We start from the raw sequence: 19,740 nt of genomic DNA, 5'->3' as shown, positions 1-19,740 counted from the left end.
GCATGCCATCCCCCGCTCAGGGCGAGGTATCGAAGCCCCGCTCAATCCAAGCACACCAAGGAGCGACCGCATGGATCGCATGATCTACCTCTCGATGTCCGGCGCCAAGGCGATGATGCAGCGCCAGGACACGCTGGCCAACAACCTGGCCAATGTGTCGACGGTGGGCTTTCGTGCCGAGCTGAACGCCTTTCGCGCCGTGCCCGTGCAGGGCAGCGGCGCCAGCACCCGCGTCTACGCGCTCGAAACCACGCCGGGCTACAACCCGGCGCCGGGCGTCGTCACCAACACCGGGCGCAACCTCGACGTGGCCGTGAAGGGCAACAGCTGGCTTGCCGTGCAGTCACTCGACGGCACCGAGGCCTACACCCGCGGTGGCGCGTTCGACATGGACGCCGAAGGCAACCTCGTCACCCGCAGCGGCCTGCCGGTGATGGGCGACGGCGGCCCGATCCAGGTGCCGCCCGACAACGAAGTGAGCATTGGCGAAGACGGCACCGTGAGTGCGCGCAGCACCATCACCGGCAAGGTGACGACCGTCGGCAAGCTGAAGCTCGTCACGCCCGAGGTGCGGCTGGAGCGCGGCGTCGATGGTCTCTTCCGCTCGCCCGATGGCGATCTGCCGGCCGACGAGAACGCCCGTGTGCAGGACGGCGCGCTCGAAGGCTCGAACGTGAGCGCGGTCGAGACCATGATCTCGATGATTGCCGCGGCACGCCAGTTCGAGACGCAGATGAAGATGCTGCAGACCGCCGAAGGCGGCGAGAAGGCAGCCGCGCAGCTGCTCTCCACCAATTGATCAGTCGTACGAAGAAGGAGCAATCACCATGATGCGTTCCCTGTGGATCTCAAAGACCGGCATGGAGGCTCAGCAGACCCAGCTGGACCACATCTCGAACAACCTCGCCAACTCGGGGACCAACGGCTACAAGAAGTCGCACGCCGTGTTCGAGGACCTGATGTACCAGAACCTGCGCCAGGCCGGCGCCAACAGCAGCGAGCAGACCACGCTGCCCACCGGCTTGCAGGTGGGCCTGGGCACGCGTGCGGTGGCCTCGTCGCGCAGCTTCACGCAGGGCAACCTGCAGCAAAGCGGCAACACGCTCGACGTGGCCGTGCGCGGCCAGGGATTCTTCGAGATCCAGATGCCCGACGGAACCTCGGCGTACACGCGCGACGGCTCCTTCCAGGTCGATTCGCAGGGCCAGCTCGTCACCAACAACGGTTACCCGGTGCAGCCTGGCATCAACATCCCGCCCAATGCGCAGACCGTGACGATCGCCGCCGACGGCACCGTCACCGCCACGATGGCGGGCCAGGCGCAGCCGCAGCGCCTGGGGCAGCTGCAGTTGACGAACTTCATCAACCCGGCCGGCCTCGAGGCCAAGGGGCAAAACCTTTATGTCGAGACCGAAGCCTCGGGCGCGCCGACCGCCGGCACGCCCAGCCTGAACGGCCTGGGTGCGCTGCAGCAGGGGTTCGTCGAGACCTCGAACGTGAACGTGGTCGAAGAACTGATCGGCATGATCCAGACCCAGCGCGCCTACGAGCTCAACTCGAAGGCGATCCAGACCTCCGACCAGATGCTCCAGCGTCTGGCCCAGCTGTGATGCGCACTGCTGCGGCCGCTGCCATCGCCCTGGCCTGCCTGGCCCTGGCCGGCTGCGAGACGCCATACCCGGTGCCCAAGGTCGACGTGACGGGCTCGCCCACCACGCGCCCGCAGCCCATGCCCACCCCGGTGGTGAGCAACGGCTCGATCTTTCAGTCCACCCAGTACCGCCCGCTGTTCGAAGACCACCGCGCACGCCTCGTGGGCGACACGCTCAACGTGCAGATCGTGGAGAAAGTCGCAGCCAGCCAGAAGAGCACCAGCTCCATCGACAAGGGGGGCTCCATCTCGGGCAGCGTGACCGCCTTGCCGGGCATCAAGCCGGCCGCGTTCGCACGCGCCAGCGCCGAGGGCAGCTCGACCAACACCTTCGCTGGCAAGGGCAGCACCGAAAACACCAACGATTTCACGGGGATCATCACGGCGGTCGTGACCGACGTGCTGCCCAACGGGCACCTGCTCATCACCGGCGAGAAGCAGATCGGCGTGAACCAGAACGTCGACGTGCTTCGCTTCTCGGGCCAGGTCGACCCCAAGTCCATCCAGCCGGGCAACACCGTGCCTTCGGCACAGATCGCCAACGTGCGTCTGGACCACCGGGGCCAGGGCGCCCAGGCCGATGCCCAAGGAATAGGGTGGTTGGGGCGCTTCTTTTTGAACGTTATGCCGTTCTAAAGAAACCCAGAATCGGTGACAGGACTTGCTGTCACCGCCATGGAAACCACACCTGAAAAGCTGCTCCGCGCATTCGTCAACGGCCTGATCGCCATGGCCGCGCTCGCTGCCAGCGCCGCGCTCTGGTGGCCTGCCACCGCCCATGCGGTCCGCATCAAGGAAGTGGCCGCGGTGCAGGGCGTGCGGACCAACCAGTTGGTGGGCTATGGCCTGGTCGTCGGCCTCGACGGCACGGGCGACCAGAGCACCTCGGCTCCCTTCACCACGCAAAGCCTCGGCGCCATGCTCCAGCAGATGGGCGTGACGGTGCCTCCGGGACAGAACGTGCAGGTCAAGAACGTGGCCGCCGTGATGGTGACCGCGCAGCTGCCGGCCTTCGCCCAACCGGGGCAGGCGATCGACATCAACGTGTCGTCGATGGGCAATGCGAAGTCGCTGCGCGGGGGCACGCTAATCGCCACGCCGCTCAAGGGCGCCGACGGCCAGATCTACGCCATGGCGCAAGGCAACCTGATCGTGGGCGGCGCCGGTGCCGCGGCGGGCGGCTCCAAGGTGCAGATCAATCATTTGAATGCCGGCCGCGTGCCCGAGGGCGCAACGGTCGAACGCTCGGTGCCCACGCCGCTCAACCAGGGCCAGGCGCTGCAGCTCGATCTGAAGTCGAGCGACTACACCACCGCCCGCGAGGTGGTGCGCGCCATCAACAAGAAGATGGGTGAAGGCACCGCGCAGGCCATGGACGGCCGCGTGGTGAGCGTTCGCATGCCGGAGTCGCTGTCGCAGCGCGTGGCCTTCCTGGCCGACATCGAGAACCTGCCGCTCGACCTGGCGGCGCCTTCGGCCAAGGTGGTGATCAACGCGCGCACCGGCTCGGTGGTGATGAACCAGGCCGTCACGCTCAGTGCCTGCGCGGTGGCGCACGGCAGTCTGTCCGTCACCATCAACTCCACGCCGGTCGTGAGCCAGCCCGCGCCCTTCTCGCGCGGCGAGACGGTCAAGAGCGAGATCGCCGACATCAGCATCAAGCAGGAGCCCGGTGCGCTGATCCAGTTGCCCTCGGGCACCAAGCTGGCCGACGTGGTGAAGGCGCTGAGCGCGCTGGGTGCCACGCCGCAGGATCTGCTGGGCATCCTGCAGGCGATGAAGAGCGCTGGCGCGCTCAATGCCGAGATCGAGGTGATATGAGGCCCCCACGCTCACTTCGTTCACTGCCCCCCGAGGGGGCGCAGGCCGGCTTGGGGCGGCCCGGCGTCGGCCTGATGTTGCCCCCACGCACACTGCGTTCACTGCCCCCCGAGGGGGCGCCAACTCTGCGGCCGGGCGAAGCCCGTTCCGCGCGTTGTTGCTTGATGAGTCGCGCGGGCAAGGCCCTGCGCTCCATCGCGCGAGAGGTTTGACATGGCGATTTATTCAGGCTCATCCATCTCTGGTGACGCGCGCTCGCTGGCCAGCTTGCGCAGCACGGCGTCTGCCGACCCCAAGGCGGCGGTGCGCGAGACGGCCAAGCAGTTCGAAGGCATCTTCATGCAGCAGTTGTTGAAGAGCATGCGCGAGGCGAGCATGTCCTCCGGCATGCTCGACAACGAGGGTACGAAGATGGGCACCGACCTGCTCGACACGCAGTTCGCCACCAAGCTGACCGGCTTGCCGGGCGGGTTGTCGGACGCGATCGCGAAGCACCTCGAACGCCAGATGGGCGAGCCGCTGGCCAACATGGCGGCCGAAGCCGCGGCGAAGGCCGCCAACGTGACCACGCTGGCGAAGCCACCGGCCAAGGTGACCACGGACGAGCCGCTCAGCAAGGACCTGCAAGGCAAGGAGCGCCAGATCGGCTTCCTGAAGCTGCACGACGAGGCGGCCAAGGCGGCCGAGGCGGCCACCGGCATCCCGGCGAACTTCATGGTGGCGCAGGCCGCGCACGAGTCGGGCTGGGGCCGCCGCGAGATCAAGAACAGCGACGGCTCGACCTCGCACAACGTGTTCGGCATCAAGGCCGGCAGCAACTGGAAGGGTGCCACCACCGAGATCACCACCACCGAGGTGATCAACGGCGAGGCGCGCAAGGTGAAAGCCAAGTTCCGCGCCTACGGCAGCTACGAAGAGGCCTTTGCCGATTACGCGCAGATGATGAAGAACAACCCGCGCTACGCCAAGGTGGTGGAGTCGGGCGCGTCGGCGCAGGGCTTCGCGCAAGGCCTGCAGAAGGCCGGCTACGCGACCGACCCGGCTTACGCCGACAAGCTCACTCGCATGATCAACACCACCCTGCGCCTCCAACGGGCCTCGGCATGAACGTGAAGCCCCCACGCTCACTGCGTTCACTGCCCACCGAGGGGGCTCAGGCTGCCTCGGGGCGGCCCGGCGGCAGCCTGGTCGCGTCTGCAGTCTTACTTCGTTCGAGGAGCAACTGACATGGCAGCTTCCAGCCTGATGAGCATCGGCACCAAGGCGATGTTTGCCAACTACGCGGCACTCACGACCGTCGGCAACAACATCGCCAACGCCAACACCGCCGGCTACTCTCGCCAGGACACGCAACTCGCCACCGCGAAGGGCATGTACACCGGCGCGGGCTTCTTCGGGCAGGGCGTGAACGTGACCACGGTCGTGCGCTCGTACGACCGATTCCTGACCACGCAGGCGGCCGCCACGAACTCGATCGCCTCGGCCGACATGGCGCGGCTGTCGCAGCTCACCCAACTGGAGAATGTGTTCCAGCTCGGCGAAAGCGGCATCGGCCAATCGGCGCGCGAGGTGCTCGACGCGTTCGTCGACGTGGCCAACAACCCGCAAGACGCCTCGGCCCGCCAGGTGGTGCTGACGCGTGCGCAGGAGCTCGCCTCGCGCATGAAGGCCGCCGGCGACCAGATCAATACGCTGCAGAGCGGTGTGTCGGACGACATCCGCTCCAGCATCGCGAGCGTCAACACGCTGGCTTCGCAGGTGGCCAACCTCAACAAGCAGATCTCGGCGCTCAATGGCACGGGCCACAACCCGAACGACCTGCTCGACGAGCGCGATCGCCTCATCAGCCAGATCAGCGGGTACATCAATGTCAGCACCATCGAGGCCGACGACGGCAGCGTGGGCCTGTTCATCGGTGGCGGGCAGTCGCTGGTGCTGGGATCCACCTCCAATAAGCTGGTCGGCAAGCCCGACGAATACGACCCCGCGCTGACGCAGCTTGCCCTGCGCGAGGGCAGCGTCGATCGGCCCGTTCCCACCGGCAGCATCGCGGGTGGCTCGATCGCCGGCCTGATCCGCTTCCAGAACGAAGACCTCAACGCGGCGCGCAACCTGCTCGGCCAACTGGCCGTGTCGATCAGCGGCGCGATCAACCAGCAACAGTCGCTCGGCCTGGATGGCCGCACGCCGCCCGGCGCCGGCTCGGCCTTGTTCTCGGTGGGAGCGCCGCGCACGCTGTCGGCGGCGGGCAATGCCGGCAACGCGCAGTTCGGCCTGAGCGTGAGCGACTTCACCCACGTGCAGGCGAGCGATTACGAAGTGCGCTTCGACGGCGCCAACTACTCGATCACGCGCCTGTCCGATGGCTCGGCCGCCGTGGGCAGCCCGTTCGCGGCGGCTGACCTCGCCGCCGGGGTGCAGGTCGACGGCCTCACGCTGCAATGGACGGGCGGGGCCTCGGCCGTCGGTGACCGGTACCTCCTGCAAGCCGCCGGCCCCGCCGCGGCCGAGATGAAGACCATGCTCAGCGACCCGCGCGGCCTTGCTGCCGCGTCGGCCGTCACGAGCAGCTTTGCCGTCACCAACACCGGCACCGCAACGGCGGGCTCATTGGGCCTGGTCGATCCGACTGCCTACGACCCGGCGCTCAGTACGCGCATCACGTTTAACAACGACACCGGCGACTACAGCTACGACATGCTCGATGCGAGCAACACCGTCGTCAGCAGCGGAACGGGCACCTGGACAGCAGGCTCGCCGATCAACATCAACGGCTTCTCTCTGCAGTTGAGCGGCGTGCCGCGCGGCGGCGATGTCGTCGACGTGGCAGCGACCAGCTCACCCGCGTCGAACAACGGCAATGCACTGGCCTTCGTGGCGCTCGGCAGCGCCGCCTTCGTGGGCGCGCAAACACTGGCGGGCGGCACCCTCGTGCCCGGTCGCACCGTGACCGATGCGTACGCGAGCGCCTTGTCCGACATCGGCGTGCGGGTGCAAAGCGCACGCGCGTCGTCGAACATCTCCAGCGCCGCGGCGGCCACCGCCGAGTCGGCGCGCGTCAACAAGTCGGGTGTGAACCTCGATGAAGAGGCCGCCCGGCTGATCCAGTTCCAGCAGAGCTACCAGGCAGCGGCCAAGATGCTGCAGGTGGCGCAGTCCGTGTTCGACACCCTGCTCCAGACGGCAGGACGTTGATCGCAACCTTGATACGAGACCCACACCATGCGCCTGAGCACCGCCAACGCCTTTGACGCGTCGATCGAGACGCTGATGCGCCGCCAGACATCGCTGGTCAACACGCAGGAGCAGCTCACCACCGGCAAGCGGGTCAACCGGGCGAGCGACGACCCGGCCGCGGCGGCACGCGCCGAACGCGCGCTCGGCGCCGAGCTGCACACCGACGCAACGCAGCGCGCCGTGAACGCCAGCCAGACCGCCATGCAACTGGCTGAGAGCGCGCTCGGCGATGCCGGCGAGCTGCTGCAGCAGATCCGCGAGACCCTGGTGGCCGTAGGCAATGGCAGTTACACCGACGCCGAGCGCAAGGCCCAGGCCGACAAGATCGCGGGCCTGCGCCAGCAGCTCTTTTCAGTGGCCAACCGGCAGGATGGCTCGGGCACCTATCTCTTCGGCGGCCAGTCCGCAGACCAGGCCCCGTTCATCGACGGCAGCGGCGGCGTCAGCTACCGCGGCACCACCGGGCAGATCGATGCCGCATCGGGCGACCCGCTGCCGCTCACCGTCGATGGCCGCGCGGCCTGGATGAGCGCTCGCACCGGCAACGGCGTGTTCGCCGCCACCCCCACGGTCAGCTCGGGTGGCGCGTGGGTCGACACTGGCCGCGTGACCGACCCCAGCCTCGTCACCGGCTCCACCTACAGCCTGGTGTTCGACAACACCGCGGGCGTGATCACGTATTCAGTCCTGCAAGACGGCAGCCCTACGGCCATCACCGGCGCGCCCTATACCTCGGGCCAGGCGATCCAGGTCGATGGCTTGTCGGCCACCGTGACCGGCACGCCCGCCACCGGGGACCAGTTCGACTTCACGCCGTCGACGGCTGACCTCAACGTCTTCGATGCCATCGACCAAGCCGTGGCCGCGCTCCGGACGCCCATGCGCACCACGGCGCAGATCGCGCAAAGCAACTCGATGTATCTCGGGGCTGTGGATTCGGCCATGAACCAGCTGGGTTCGATGCGCAGCAAGGTGGGCGAAACGCTCAACCGCATCGAAGGCGCCACCGGCCGCCTCGACGATCTGAGGCTGGCCAGCCAGACCGAGAGAAGTAATGCCGAAGATCTGGACATGGTTCGCGCTCTTTCCGAGTTTCAGAACAAGCAGACGGGCTACGATGCAGCGCTGAAGAGCTACTCGATGGTTCAGAAGATGTCGCTCTTCAACTACATCTCGTGAGCCTTTCATCTCCTGAGACTTTCTCGTGAACGACACCTCCATTCTTGGCCAGGTCGCACTCGGCTATTCCCCCTTCATCGACCGCAGCCGCGCAGTGACCGCCACGCGGCTCACCGTGTTCCCGCTGCACCCCCAGGCCACGCCCGATGTGGCCCAGTTGCTGCACGCGGTGGGCGGCGTGTGGCCCGCCAATGGCGGCCGCGTGTCGCTCAATGTGCTCAGCGAGACGCTGCTGCAAGACCTGATGCGCGCCCAACCCGCGCCCAACCTGATGGTCGAGGTGCCGTCCTTCATGGCCACCGACCCGGCCAACATCGGCGTGCTCCAGGACCTGCACGCCGCAGGCACCGTGCTGCTCATCAAGGGCCGCCCGCTGAAGGAGCTGCCGCGCGAGGTGCTGCCGTGCTTCACCTACTCGGTGATCGACCTGGCAGACGACCGCCGCATCAACGAAACCAGCGCCGCCGCGCCTGCCGGCGTGGTGCGCAACATCCAGCACGTGCAATCGGGCGTGCGCACCATCGAAGAGCTCGAAGGCAGCTTCAAGCGCGGCGCTGCCGCCGTGCTGGGTTGGCCGATCGACGACGTGATCAACGACGCGCTCAGCAAAGGCAAGACGCCGCAGACCGATCTGCAGGTGATCGTCGAGCTGATCCAGCGTGTCGACAAGGAAGAGCCGATCGAGAAGCTCGAAGCCACGCTCAAGCGCGACCCTTCGCTCGCCTTCAAGCTCATGCGCTACATCAACTCGCCGGCCTTCGGCCTGCGGGTGGAGATCAGTTCCTTCCGGCACGCGATCATGATGCTCGGCTACCAGCGCCTCAAGCGCTGGCTCGCGCTGCTGTTGGCGACGGCGGCCAAGGACAGCAACATGAAGCCGGTCATGTTCGCCGCCGTGCGGCGCGGCATGCTGATGGAAGAACTCGTGCGCTCGTCCGGCGACGACGAGATGCGCAACGAGATGTTCATCTGCGGCGTGTTCTCGCTGCTCGACCGCATGTTCAAGCAGTCGTTCTCTGAGCTGCTCAAGACCATCCCGGTCCCTGAGCGCGTATACCAGGCACTGGTCGATCAGACCGGGCCGTACCAGCCTTACTTCGCCCTGGTGAAAGCGGTCGAGAACGAGTCGCTGTACGACTTCCAGTCGGCGGCAGATACGCTGATGCTCAGCGTGTCCGAGATCAACCGCTGCGTGCTGTCGGCATTGACGTTCGCCTCCCAGGTTGAATGAAGCCATCCCGGTGCCCACCGGGATCCGCTGCCATGCATGCTGCCGGGGTGGTGCACCGGTGCGAGGCTGCTGCGAGCAAGTGCGCTCCTGCACGCGCTGCACCTGCTTAAACTGGCCCCATGTTCGACCCCAAGTCACTGCGTCAGTTTCTCGACACGCTCCCCGATGCAGTCCTGGTGATCGATCGCGGCGCTCGCGTCTACCACGCGAATGCCGCCGCCCAGCGCTGGCTGCACACCGGCCCGAGCAGCACGCTGCAGTCACTTCAGGCCACATTGGGCGAGGCGCTGGTGCAAGCGATGCAGCAGGTGCTCAACAAGGGTGTGCAGCGCGTCGATGCCAAGGCGGCGGGCGTGCCCGACACGGCCACGCTCCCCGATGGCACCGTGTGCGACCTCACGCTCACGGCGCTCGAAGGCGAGCGTTGGGCACTGCGGATTGCACGCAAGCCTGTCGCTGACACCGCTCTCCCCACAGTGGATGCGTCGCTCGCCCAGGAGCTGCTGCGCTTCTTCTGGGAGTCGCCGTACCCCATGTGCGTGCAGGGTGCCGACTTCCGCATCGTCCAGGTCAACCAGGCCTATGCCGAGTTCACGGGCCATGAGGCCAAGTCGCTGATCGGCCGGGACCCCATCGATGACCTGCCGCCCGAGGACCGCGAGTTGGCCGTGGCCTACCGCGCGCAGTTCGATGAGCTGGAGAAAGCCGGCGCCCAGGCGCACCACCTCGTCGAGCGTCGCCTGATGCACCCGGACGGCCGCGAGCGTTGGTACCGCGCCGCCTGGCGCACCTGGGTCGATGAACAGGGCCGCCTGCGCTATCTGAGCGTGCTTCAGGACAGCACGGCCGAGCACGTCGCGCGCGAACGGGCCGACCGCTCGGTGCGCGAGCTCGACGACTGGTTCGACCTGAGCCCGGTGGGCATGGTGCTGTTCGACGAACAGGGCCTGCTCGTTCGCACCAACCCGGCCTTCGACGCGATGGTCGGGCAGGTGCCGGTGATGCTCAGCGATGCCGAGCCGGGTGTGCAGAAGCTGCTGTGCTGGCAAGACGGCGCGCCGCGGCCAACCCTGCTGCCGGGCTCACCACCCGACGAGGCGCAGACCTGGGTGATGCACGCCGATGGCAGCCTGCGCCGGCTGCGCTCCGCGGTGCGCAGCTACCTCACGCCCAACCGCCATCGCCGCTACATGGCGGTGGTCGAGGACCGCAGCGCCGAGGAAGAGCGCGACCTCGCCCAGATGCAGATCGGCGCCTTGCTCGATACGGCCGGTGTCGGCCTGGCCACGTTCCAGGAATCGTCGGGCTGGGTGCAGCACTCGGCGCCCCTGAGCGCTGCGGGGGAGGGGGCTGAAGGCCATGCACCGACGTCGGCCGCGCTGCAATCGATCCGCCGCGAACTGGTGTTGCCCGAATCGCTGCCCGAGTACGAGCGGCTGCAATACGCGCTGCGCCACGCCGAGCGCGCCGAGGTGCGGTATGCGATCCGCCACCCCGAGCTCGGTCCGCGCTGGCTGCTCACGCGGGTGGAGCCTGCCACGCTGTCGTCTGGCAAGCGAACCACCTCGGTCGTCACGCTCGACATCACCGAGCAGCACCATTCGCAGATGCGCAACGAGATGCTGCTGCGCGAGCTGACCACGATCCTGGAGAGCGCGACCGCCGGCATGGCCTATGTGCGCGGTCGGGTGCTGATGCGTTGCAACAGTCGTTTCGAGGCGCTGCTGGGCCTGCCCGCCGGCACGGCCGCCGGGTCGAGCGTGCAGGAGCTGTTCGGCAACCAGCCGCAGGCGCAGTCGCTGGTGCGTGAGATCGAAGCGGCGCTCGAGCGCAATGAGGTATTCGAGGTCGAAATTCCCATGGACCTGCCGGGCCGCGAGCGCCAATGGCTGGCCATGACCGTGCGCCAGGCCGGCAGCGAGTCGGAGGCGATTGCGGTGCTGTCCGACATCACACGCCTGAAGGCCCAGCAGCGCGAACTGCGCTCCGTGGTGCGCGACCGTGCGCTGATGTTCGACCTCACCGAAGTGGGGATCGCCTTCGTGCGCGAATCGACCATCCACCGCGCGAACGAGGCGCTGTGCCGGCTCACGGGCTACGGTGCCGATGAATGCGTGGGCCTGAAAGTGGCCTCGCTCTACGTGACGCCCACCGAGCATGAGCAATCGCGCGAGGTGATCCAGGAGGCCCTGCGCGTGCGCGGCCGCTGGACGGGCGAGCGCCAGTTGCGCCGGCGCGATGGAAGCATGATCTGGGTGCAGGTCAGCACGCGCGTGGTCGACGAGGAGCGGCCCGACCTGGGTCTGATCGCCTCTTATGTGAACGTGGACGAGCGCCGCCGTGCGCAACAGGCGCTCACCGTGCAGGCCGAACGCACGCGCGCGATCCTCGATTCGGTGCTGGTGGGCATCGTCACGGTGGGAGCAGGCGGCATCGAGTGGATGAACCGTTCGGCGCGCCGCATGTTCGGTGGGGACCTCGCCGACTTCATCGGCCAGCCGATCAGCACGGTGGCGATGCCTGGCGACGACCACCCGTTCAAGCGCACGAGCTACCTCGATGATCTGGTCGAAGGCCAGGCCGAAACCTTCGAGTGCCAAGTGAAGGCCCGCGATGGCCGCGAATTTTGGGTGGTGGGCAATGCGGTGGTCACCGGTCGTGAAGCCACCGGGCGCCAGCTCACCTTTGCCTTGCTCGACATCGAACGGCGCCGCCAGGCCGAGGCGCGCACGGCCGAGGCGCAGGCCTCGCTGCAGCGAGTGATCGAGGCCGCGCCGATGGGGATCGCGCTGTACCAGGCCGACAGCCTGCGCCTGGAGCGCATCAACCAGGCGGCGCTGACGATCCTCGGGCGCGACATGCACGACCTGGTTGGCCGCACGCCCGAGGAGATCTACGAACCAACCCTGGCAGCCCAGCGGCGCGAAGACATGACCACGGCATTGGCGTCGAGCGAGGTCACGGTGCGTGAGTACCGATTCGAGGCCAGGGGCGAGAGCTACGTCCTGGACGCGCGTTACCTCCCACTGGCCGCGCCCGGTGCGCCCCCCGACCAGTTGCTGCTGGTGGCCACGGACGTGACCGAACAGCGCGCCGCGCAGGAGGCCCGCTTCGAGGCCGCCATCGCGCAGCGCGAGATGCTGGTCAAGGAGGTTCACCACCGCATCAAGAACAACCTGCAGGGCGTGGCCGGCCTGCTCCAGCAGATCGGCGCGCGCAAGCCCGAGATGGCGCCGGCCATTGCCGAGGTGGTGGGCCAGGTGCAGGCGATCGCGCAGGTCTACGGCCTGCAGGTGGGCGTGACCGGGCCGCTGCGGGTGAAGAGCGTATTGGAGGCCATCACGAGCTCGGTGCAGCGGACCTTCGGCCGCACGATCACGCTCACGGTGGAAGGCCCGGCGCCGCATGTGTGGGCGCTGCCCGAGGCGGAGTCGATCCCGATCGCGCTCACCATCAACGAACTGCTCACCAATGCCATCAAGCACAGCGCCGCGTTCGGGGCGCCCGACGTGCAATGCCGCCTGGTCTGCGCCGACGCCTCGATCCAGATCGTGATCGCCAATCGCGGCATGCTGCCGGACGGCTTCAACCTGGCGCGTGTGCCTGGCGGCGTGTCGGGGCTGGGGCTCGTGCGCGCATTGCTGCCGCGTCGCAGTGCCAGCCTGAGCATCGAGCAGCAAGGCAACGAGGTGGTGGCCAGCATCCATCTCGTGGTGCCCGGCGTGACGCGGCTCGAACCCGCCTGAACCTGTCGCTGCGAAGCACGCCCGGCTGCGCCTTCTTACACACGCGCCATCCTTTGCCCGTGGTGGGCGAAGGGGGTTTCAGCCACAATGAAGTCCCTCTGCGGCAGGGGTTTGCGTGACGGTTCAAAAGGGCAAGATTCTCGTGGTCGATGACGACCGGCTGGTGCTGGCCACGTTGGCGCACGGCCTGACCGCCGCCGGCTACGAAGTCATCGACGCCGACAACGGCGACGACGCCATCCTGCTTGCTCGCTCTCAGCGCCCTCAGCTCGCGCTGCTCGACATCCGCATGGAAGGCAAGAGCGGCTTCGACGTTGCCGCCTACCTGCGCGAGTACTGCCAGATGCCCTTCATGTTCTTGTCGGCCTTCTCCGACGACGACACGGTGGCGCAGGTCAAGGCCCTGGGCGCCGTGGCGTATCTCGTCAAGCCCCTCGACATCCACCAGATCGTGCCGGCCGTCGAAGCCGCCTTCGCCCAGATCGCCCTGCGCGACACCGACGCCCCCGCCGAATCACCGCCGCTCGGGGAGGCCCTGAGCCAAACCGTCGCGATGGCGGTCGGCGTGCTGATGCACCGCTATTCGCTCCCGCGCGCGGCGGCACTGCAGCGCCTGCAAAAGCTGGCAACGACCGAATCGCGCCCCTTGACCGTTCAGGCCGAGCGCTTGCTGGAAGCCGTGGAATTGCTCTCGAAGCCGGGCGAGGCCTGAGGCGAAAGCGCAGCGAATCGCCTCCATCAAGCAACGCGCGCGGCGCCAGCCACATCTTGTCCACTGGGCAAGATGAGTCCGTGCTCAGCCCCTTGGGGGCAGGAGCGCAGCGACCTGGGGCTAACTCACCCAGAACACAAAGCGCGCCCCGCGATCGACTTCGCCTTCGGCCCAGATGTCGCCGCCATGGCGGCGGATGATGCGCCGCACCGAGGCCAGGCCGACGCCGGTACCCTGGAAATCGGTCGCGCTGTGCAGGCGCTGGAACACACCGAACAGGCGGTCGGCAAAGCGCATGTCGAAACCCGCGCCGTTGTCGCTCACGCAGATGGCGGGGCGGCCCTCGTGCAGCACCTGCTCGCAGCGAATGCGCGGCTCGCGCGCCTTGGCGGTGTATTTCCAGGCGTTGCCGAGCAGGTTTTCGAGTGCCACGCGCAGCAAGGTGGCGTCTCCCTGGACTTGCATGCCCGGCTGCACGTGGACATCGACGTTGCGGCCCGGTGACTGCCGGCGCAGGTCGTCGACGATGTAGCCGATGAGCTGGCTCAGGTTCACTGGTTGGCGCGCCAGCGGCCGCGCGGAAAGCTGCGACAGCGCCAGCAGCGCGTCGATCATGCTGTTCATGCGCGCGGCGGCACCGAGCACACGGTCGAGGTGGTCGTTGCCGATGCGGTCGAGCAAGCGCCCGTAGTCTTCCTTCAGGATGCGGGTGAAGCCTTCGACCACGCGGATCGGGGCGCGCAGGTCGTGCGAGATCGTGTAGCCGAACGCCTCGTGGTCGCCAGTGGTGGCGTCGGCGGCGGGCTCTGCCGTTTCGATGGGCGATTGAATTTCGGCGGGCAGTGCGCTAGCCGTGCCAATGTGGCCGGCGTAGCGGCCCTCGGCATCGAGCACCGGCACGCCGCGCAGGAGCAGCGGTACGGCGCGGCCGTGGTCATCCGGCTGGGAAACGCTCACGGCCGGCAGGTGGGCCTGGCTCTGCAGGCGCGTGCGCAAGCTGTCGTCGGGCACCTTGAAGTGCTCCCACAACAACGGCTTGCCTGCGAGCGGTGCGCCCGCGGCCCCGCTGGACGCCGGCGGGCGCAACAGGATGAGCCGGTGTTCGGCGTTGGTGTGCCAGACCCACGCGTCGACGCTGCTTGCGAGTGCCTGGGCCTGGGCGCGGCTGGCCTGCAAATCGGATGCGAGCTCCTGCAGCCGGCGCTGTGATTGCCACGCCCACGTCGCCGCACCGGCGGCTGCAGCCAGGGCGAGCAACGCCAGCGCGGAGAGCAACGCAAAAGTCATCGAAATGATTGTAAGGACTGACCCACGCGCATCCTGCGTTGCAAGCAGGGGTCAAGTCACTGCGGGTTTGTGCCGAAAACTGGTGCGGTATCCCGTATCCCGACTCCATGCTTTCACTGACATCCCGCCCGCCGATTGCCGAGACTTCCGCCTCGGCCGGCACGACGGCGCCTGCGACGGCGCACCCTGGTGAGGTGCCGGTTTCGGGCTTTTCTCACGACCTGATGGAGCATCTGCCGGCCAGCCTCTTCGTGCTGGACCTGAAAGACCGCCGAGTGCTGCGCATGAATGCCCATGCGGAGCGCGAGTTCGGCGTGCGGCGCGATGACGTGGTGGGCAAGACGCTCCCGGACGTCTTCGGCGAACACCTGCGCGAGCCGGTCGAGCTGGCCATGGCCGATGCGATGGCCAGCCTGAGCTCGGTCGATCGTGACTTCGAGGTCAACGCACCTGAAGGGCCCCGCGTCGTCGAGACGCGCTACCTTGCGCTGCGCGACGCGCAGGGCGATCCCACCGTGATGATCCTGCTGGCGCGCGACGTCACGACCGACCATGAGCGCGACCTGGAGCTGCAAAGGGCGCGTTCGGCCGCAGAGCAGGCCAGCCAGGCCAAGAGCCAGTTCCTGGCCAGCATGAGCCATGAGATCCGCACACCCATGAACGGCATCCTCGGCATGACGGAGCTGCTGATGGGGACGCAGTTGTCCGACAAGCAACGGCGCTTCGTGCAGGCGGTGTACCGCTCGGGCGAGTCGTTGCTGGAAATCATCAACGACGTGCTCGACTTCTCGAAGATCGAGGCCGGGAAGCTGGAGCTGGCGCAGGTCGATTTCGCACTGCGCACGGTCGTCGAAGACACGCTCGAACTGCTGGCACCGCGTGCGCACGAAAAGGGCGTGGAGCTCGGCTTTCGAGAAGAACCCGGGCTGCCGGTGGTCGTGCGCGGCGATCCGCTGCGGCTGCGTCAGGTGCTGACCAACCTGGTGGCCAATGCGATCAAGTTCACCGAGCAGGGCGAGGTGGTCGTGTCGCTCGCTGCGGCGCCTGGCGGTCTGCCTGGCTGCTACGCCTTCAGTGTGCGAGACACCGGCATCGGCATCGAAGGCGAGGTCTTGCCCCGCCTGTTCAGCGCGTTCACGCAAGCCAGCGCCGGCATGTCGCGGAGGTACGGTGGCACGGGCCTGGGCTTGAGCATCTCCAAGCAACTCGTCGAGTTGATGGGCGGCGAGATCTCGGCCAGCAGCCGGCCCGGCCTGGGGTCGGAGTTCAGCTTCGTGCTGCCCTTCGGCCTGGTCGACACCACATCGGATACCGGCCCGGGCGCCTTCGGTCTGGATCTGGTGACCATGCCGCGCCTGCGCGTGCTGGTGGTGGATGACAACGAGACCAACCGCATCGTGCTGCTCGACATGCTCACCGCCTGGGGCATGGCGGTGGAGCAGGCCGAAGACGGCAGGCGGGCGCTGGACATTCTGCAGGGTCGAACGGCGATCGCGCCGACCTTCGATCTGGCCCTCATCGACATGCGCATGCCGCAGCTCGATGGCATGGGGCTCGCGCTGGCCCTGCAGGCGGCCGGCACGCAACCCAACCTGAAGAAGGTGCTCTTGTCTTCGCTTTCCGCGCCAGACGACGTGCGGGCCGCCCACCAGGCCGGTTTCCACCGTTTCGTGCCCAAACCGATCCGCAAGGTCGACTTGCGGCAGGCCATTCTGGGTATTTCTGCCACGATTGCGGAGACCGACCGATTGACGCCACGCCTGAACGCTCACATCCTTGTGGTCGAAGACAATGCGGTCAACCAGGAAGTCATCGGGCAGATGCTCCGCATGCTGGGATGCCGGGTTCAGGTCTGCAACGGCGCGCTGGCGGGTTTGCGGGCCATGTGCGAAAAGTCCTTCGATCTGGTGCTCATGGACATACAAATGCCTGGGATGGACGGGGTGGAGGCGCTGAACTGGTTCCGTCGCGGCAGCCCGGGGCGGTTCAACTTCCTGACTTCGGCAGATACTCCGATCATTGCTGTCACGGCCAATGCCTTGGGGGGCGACGAAGAGCGCTTCCTCGGCATGGGGTTCGATGATTACCTGTCCAAACCTTTCCGCCAGAGCCAATTGCTTGCCATGTTGACCAAACGCCTGCGCCCCGTTGCTGCCGCCGAATCGGGTGGCCTGGGCGCGTCCGGGGGAGGGCAGACCGAAGCGCCCGCCCATGCATCGGCCGCGGGTGGCGATGCCGGCGTGCTCGATGCACAGGCGCTCGAACGCCTGCGCGAGCTCGACCCGACCGGCGAGAACCAGCTCATGAGCCGGGTGGTCAACGCCTTCGACACCTCGGTTGGCCGGCTGATGCCGCAGATCGAAGACGCGTTGAAGGCCGGCGACCTCTCGGGCATCCGCCATGTTGCGCACACTCTCAAGTCGTCGTCTGCCAGCATCGGGGCCATGAAGCTCTCGAAGATCTGCGCAGAGGTCGAGACCCGAGCCCGCCACGAGCAGGCCGACGGCATGGCCGAACGCATCGCCGAGATGCAGGCGGAGGTCGAAGTCGTGCGGGCCGCATTGCGGCTGGTGCAGGGCTGAGGCGCGAGGCGCAGACGAGATGAGTTTCAGCACCTCCCTGGGCGATGAAGACCTGCTGGGTCGGCCCAAGGTATTGCTGGTCGACGACGACGAGGTCAACCTCCTGCTCACCGCCATCGCGCTTCGTGAGCGCGGTTTTTCGATCACCGAAGCCACCAGCGGCGAGCGCGCCATACAGCTGCTCACCGAGTGGCTGCCCGACGTGGTGGTGCTGGATGCCCTGATGCCCGGGCTCGACGGTTTCGAGACCTGCCAGGAGCTGCGTCACCTGCCGGGCTTCGAGTCCCTGCCCGTGCTCATGCTCACCGGGCTGGACGACGACGCCTCCATCACCCGCGCCTACGAGGCCGGGGCCACCGACTTCTTTGTCAAGTCGACCCAATGGAGCCTGCTCGCCGGCCGCTTGCGCTACCTGCTGCGCTCATCGCGCACGCGAATGGAGCTGGAACGCAGCAAGGCCAAGCTGGCTCGCGCACAAGACCTGGCGCGCATGGGCAGCTTCGACTGGCGCGTGGGCACGGGCAGCCCGATCTTCTCGATCGAAGGCATGCGCGTGTTCGGGCTCAGCCCTGGTGAGCGCATGGGCATGCGCGATGTGCTGCGCATGATCCCGGCCGACGGGCGCGAGGGTTTCATGATGGTGCTGCACGACGTGTACCGCCACAGCTCCGTGCTCGCGACCGACATCCCCGTGCTGCTTCGAGACGGGCGGCAGCAGCGCATCATCCATGTCGAGGCCGAGCCCGAGTTCAACGAGCACGGCAACCTCTCCGGCTACACGGGCATCGTCCAGGACGTGACCGACCGCCGCATGGCAGAAGACAAGATCCGCCACCTGGCGAACTTCGATGCGCTCACGGGCCTGCCCAACCGCCGCCAGCTCATCTGGCGCACCGAGCGCGCGCTCGAACATGCTCGACGGCTCAACCACCCGGTGGCGCTGCTGCTGATCGATCTGGATCGCTTCAAGATCATTAACGACACCCTGGGCCATGGCGCGGGTGACGAGTTGCTGATGGAGGTGTCGCGCCGGCTGCGCTCGTGCGTGCGCCACTCCGACCAGGTGATGGAAAGCTCCATCGAGTCGATGGGCTCGCGCTCGCACCGCACGCTCGAAGCCGTGGGCCGCCTGGGTGGCGACGAGTTCGTGGCGCTGCTGCCCGAAGTCTCTGACGAAGCTGATGCCGAGCGCGTGGCCGATCGCATCCTGGCCGTCATGCGCGAGCCGATTTTCGTGGGTGGCCAGGAGTGCTTCGTCACCGCGAGCGTGGGTATCGCCATGTTCCCGCGCGACGGCGCCACGGTCGCCGACCTGATGCGCAACTCCGACGTGGCCATGTACTCGGTCAAGGCACAGGGCCGCAACGCCGCGCTGCTTTACCGCCCGGCGCTGGCAGGCAAGGGCCGCGAGAAGCTCGAACTCGAAAGCGCGCTGCACAAGGCCATCGAGCGCAACGAACTGGTTCTGCACTACCAGCCCAAGGTCGACGTGCGTGGCGCGAAGATGGTGGGCGTCGAGGCGCTGATGCGCTGGCAGCGTGGCAGCGTGCTGGTGCCGCCGGGTGAGTTCATCCCGCTCGCCGAAGAGACCGGCCTCATCATCCCGCTGAGCGAATGGGCCATCCGCGAGGCGGCCCGCCAGGCGCGCTTGTGGCAAGACAGCTTCGGCTTTACCGATTCGATTGCCGTCAACCTGCCCAACCGGCTGTTCGAGCGCACCGATCTGGTCGAACACATCCATCAGGCCGTCACGACCTACGGTGTGTCGCACCATGCCATCGAGCTCGAGATCACCGAGACCGGGCTGATGAAAGACCTGCAGAACGTCATCCCCTCGCTGCACCGGCTCAACGAGATCGGGGTCGAGATCTCCATCGATGACTTCGGTACCGGGTACTCGTCGCTCGCGTACCTGACCACGTTGCCCATCAGCGAGCTGAAGATCGACCGCTCGTTCGTGCGCGATCTGGGCATGACGCCCCAGAGCTCGGCGGTCGTCACCGCCATCATTGCGCTGGCCCGATCGCTCGGCCTGCGTGTGATCGCCGAAGGCGTGGAGAACATGCGCCAGATGGAGGTGCTGCACCGCCTCGGTTGCGTGGTGATGCAGGGCTTCCTGTTCAGCAAGGCCCAGCCCCCTGAAATGCTGGAGCAGTGGCTGGAGCAGACGGTGCTGCCGCGCAAGGCGCCGTGGATCGTCAATGCCGACGATGCCGACGCCACCGACGCCCTGCGCGCGGCCATCGAGGCCCGCTCACGCTTCGGCCCCCAGGGCTAAAGACTGGCCGATTCAG

At 67.2% G+C, this 19,740-nt stretch carries 13 protein-coding genes; 12 read left to right on the top strand and 1 reads right to left on the bottom strand.

Features of this window, described 5'->3' with window-relative positions; translation table 11 throughout:
* The first annotated feature begins 70 nt into the window (after positions 1-70).
* The 10 genes from flgF to AC1KAR_RS03510 all read left to right on the top strand — a co-directional run bounded on the left by flgF (position 71) and on the right by AC1KAR_RS03510 (position 13,577).
* Positions 71-799 carry a flagellar basal-body rod protein FlgF gene (gene flgF, locus AC1KAR_RS03555; protein ID WP_480314574.1) on the top strand — a complete coding sequence of 243 codons (729 nt, stop codon included), beginning with the start codon at positions 71-73 and terminating at the stop codon, positions 797-799.
* A 28-nt stretch (positions 800-827) separates the two neighbouring features.
* Positions 828-1,610, top strand: a complete 783-nt coding sequence (gene flgG, locus AC1KAR_RS03550; RefSeq protein ID WP_480314573.1) for a flagellar basal-body rod protein FlgG — start codon at positions 828-830, stop codon at positions 1,608-1,610.
* Positions 1,610-2,287 (top strand): flagellar basal body L-ring protein FlgH, encoded by a 678-nt coding sequence (locus tag AC1KAR_RS03545; protein ID WP_480314572.1) that lies wholly within the window; start codon positions 1,610-1,612, stop codon positions 2,285-2,287. Before flgG ends, AC1KAR_RS03545 begins: the two co-directional genes overlap by 1 nt.
* 39 nt (positions 2,288-2,326) lie before the next feature.
* Positions 2,327-3,472 carry a flagellar basal body P-ring protein FlgI gene (locus AC1KAR_RS03540; protein ID WP_480314571.1) on the top strand — a complete coding sequence of 382 codons (1,146 nt, stop codon included), beginning with the start codon at positions 2,327-2,329 and terminating at the stop codon, positions 3,470-3,472.
* A 213-nt stretch (positions 3,473-3,685) separates the two neighbouring features.
* Complete coding sequence (flgJ, locus tag AC1KAR_RS03535; RefSeq protein WP_480314570.1) at positions 3,686-4,579, top strand: flagellar assembly peptidoglycan hydrolase FlgJ; 894 nt, start codon at positions 3,686-3,688, stop codon at positions 4,577-4,579.
* 120 nt (positions 4,580-4,699) lie between these two features.
* Positions 4,700-6,667, top strand: coding sequence for a flagellar hook-associated protein FlgK (gene flgK / locus AC1KAR_RS03530; RefSeq protein WP_480314569.1), 1,968 nt, complete (start codon positions 4,700-4,702; stop codon positions 6,665-6,667).
* A 27-nt stretch (positions 6,668-6,694) separates the two neighbouring features.
* Entirely contained in the window at positions 6,695-7,888 is a 1,194-nt protein-coding gene (gene flgL, locus AC1KAR_RS03525) for a flagellar hook-associated protein FlgL (protein ID WP_480314568.1), read from the top strand.
* A 25-nt stretch (positions 7,889-7,913) separates the two neighbouring features.
* A complete protein-coding gene (locus tag AC1KAR_RS03520; protein WP_480314567.1) occupies positions 7,914-9,119 on the top strand; it encodes an EAL and HDOD domain-containing protein in 1,206 nt (401 codons plus the stop codon).
* A gap of 119 nt (positions 9,120-9,238) precedes the next feature.
* The gene (locus AC1KAR_RS03515; protein WP_480314566.1) at positions 9,239-12,865 is read left to right on the top strand and encodes a PAS domain-containing sensor histidine kinase; all 3,627 of its coding nucleotides are present in this window, start codon (positions 9,239-9,241) and stop codon (positions 12,863-12,865) included.
* Between the two features lie 115 nt (positions 12,866-12,980).
* Positions 12,981-13,577: an ANTAR domain-containing response regulator gene (locus AC1KAR_RS03510; protein ID WP_480314565.1), complete on the top strand. Its 597-nt coding sequence runs from the start codon at positions 12,981-12,983 to the stop codon at positions 13,575-13,577.
* Between the two features lie 120 nt (positions 13,578-13,697).
* On the opposite strand, the gene AC1KAR_RS03505 is transcribed toward AC1KAR_RS03510, so the two are convergent.
* Positions 13,698-14,864: a sensor histidine kinase gene (locus tag AC1KAR_RS03505; protein WP_480314564.1), complete on the bottom strand. Its 1,167-nt coding sequence runs from the start codon at positions 14,862-14,864 to the stop codon at positions 13,698-13,700.
* A 107-nt stretch (positions 14,865-14,971) separates the two neighbouring features.
* On the opposite strand from AC1KAR_RS03505, the gene AC1KAR_RS03500 reads away from it, so the two are divergent.
* Both AC1KAR_RS03500 and AC1KAR_RS03495 read left to right on the top strand, forming a co-directional pair.
* The gene (locus tag AC1KAR_RS03500) at positions 14,972-17,446 is read left to right on the top strand and encodes a response regulator (protein WP_480314563.1); all 2,475 of its coding nucleotides are present in this window, start codon (positions 14,972-14,974) and stop codon (positions 17,444-17,446) included.
* Between the two features lie 19 nt (positions 17,447-17,465).
* A complete protein-coding gene (locus tag AC1KAR_RS03495; RefSeq protein ID WP_480314562.1) occupies positions 17,466-19,724 on the top strand; it encodes a putative bifunctional diguanylate cyclase/phosphodiesterase in 2,259 nt (752 codons plus the stop codon).
* Positions 19,725-19,740: the final 16 nt, after the last annotated feature.

The organism is Piscinibacter sp. PDB1-1 (assembly GCF_056675995.1).
This window is presented reverse-complemented; position numbering and strand designations above follow the sequence as displayed.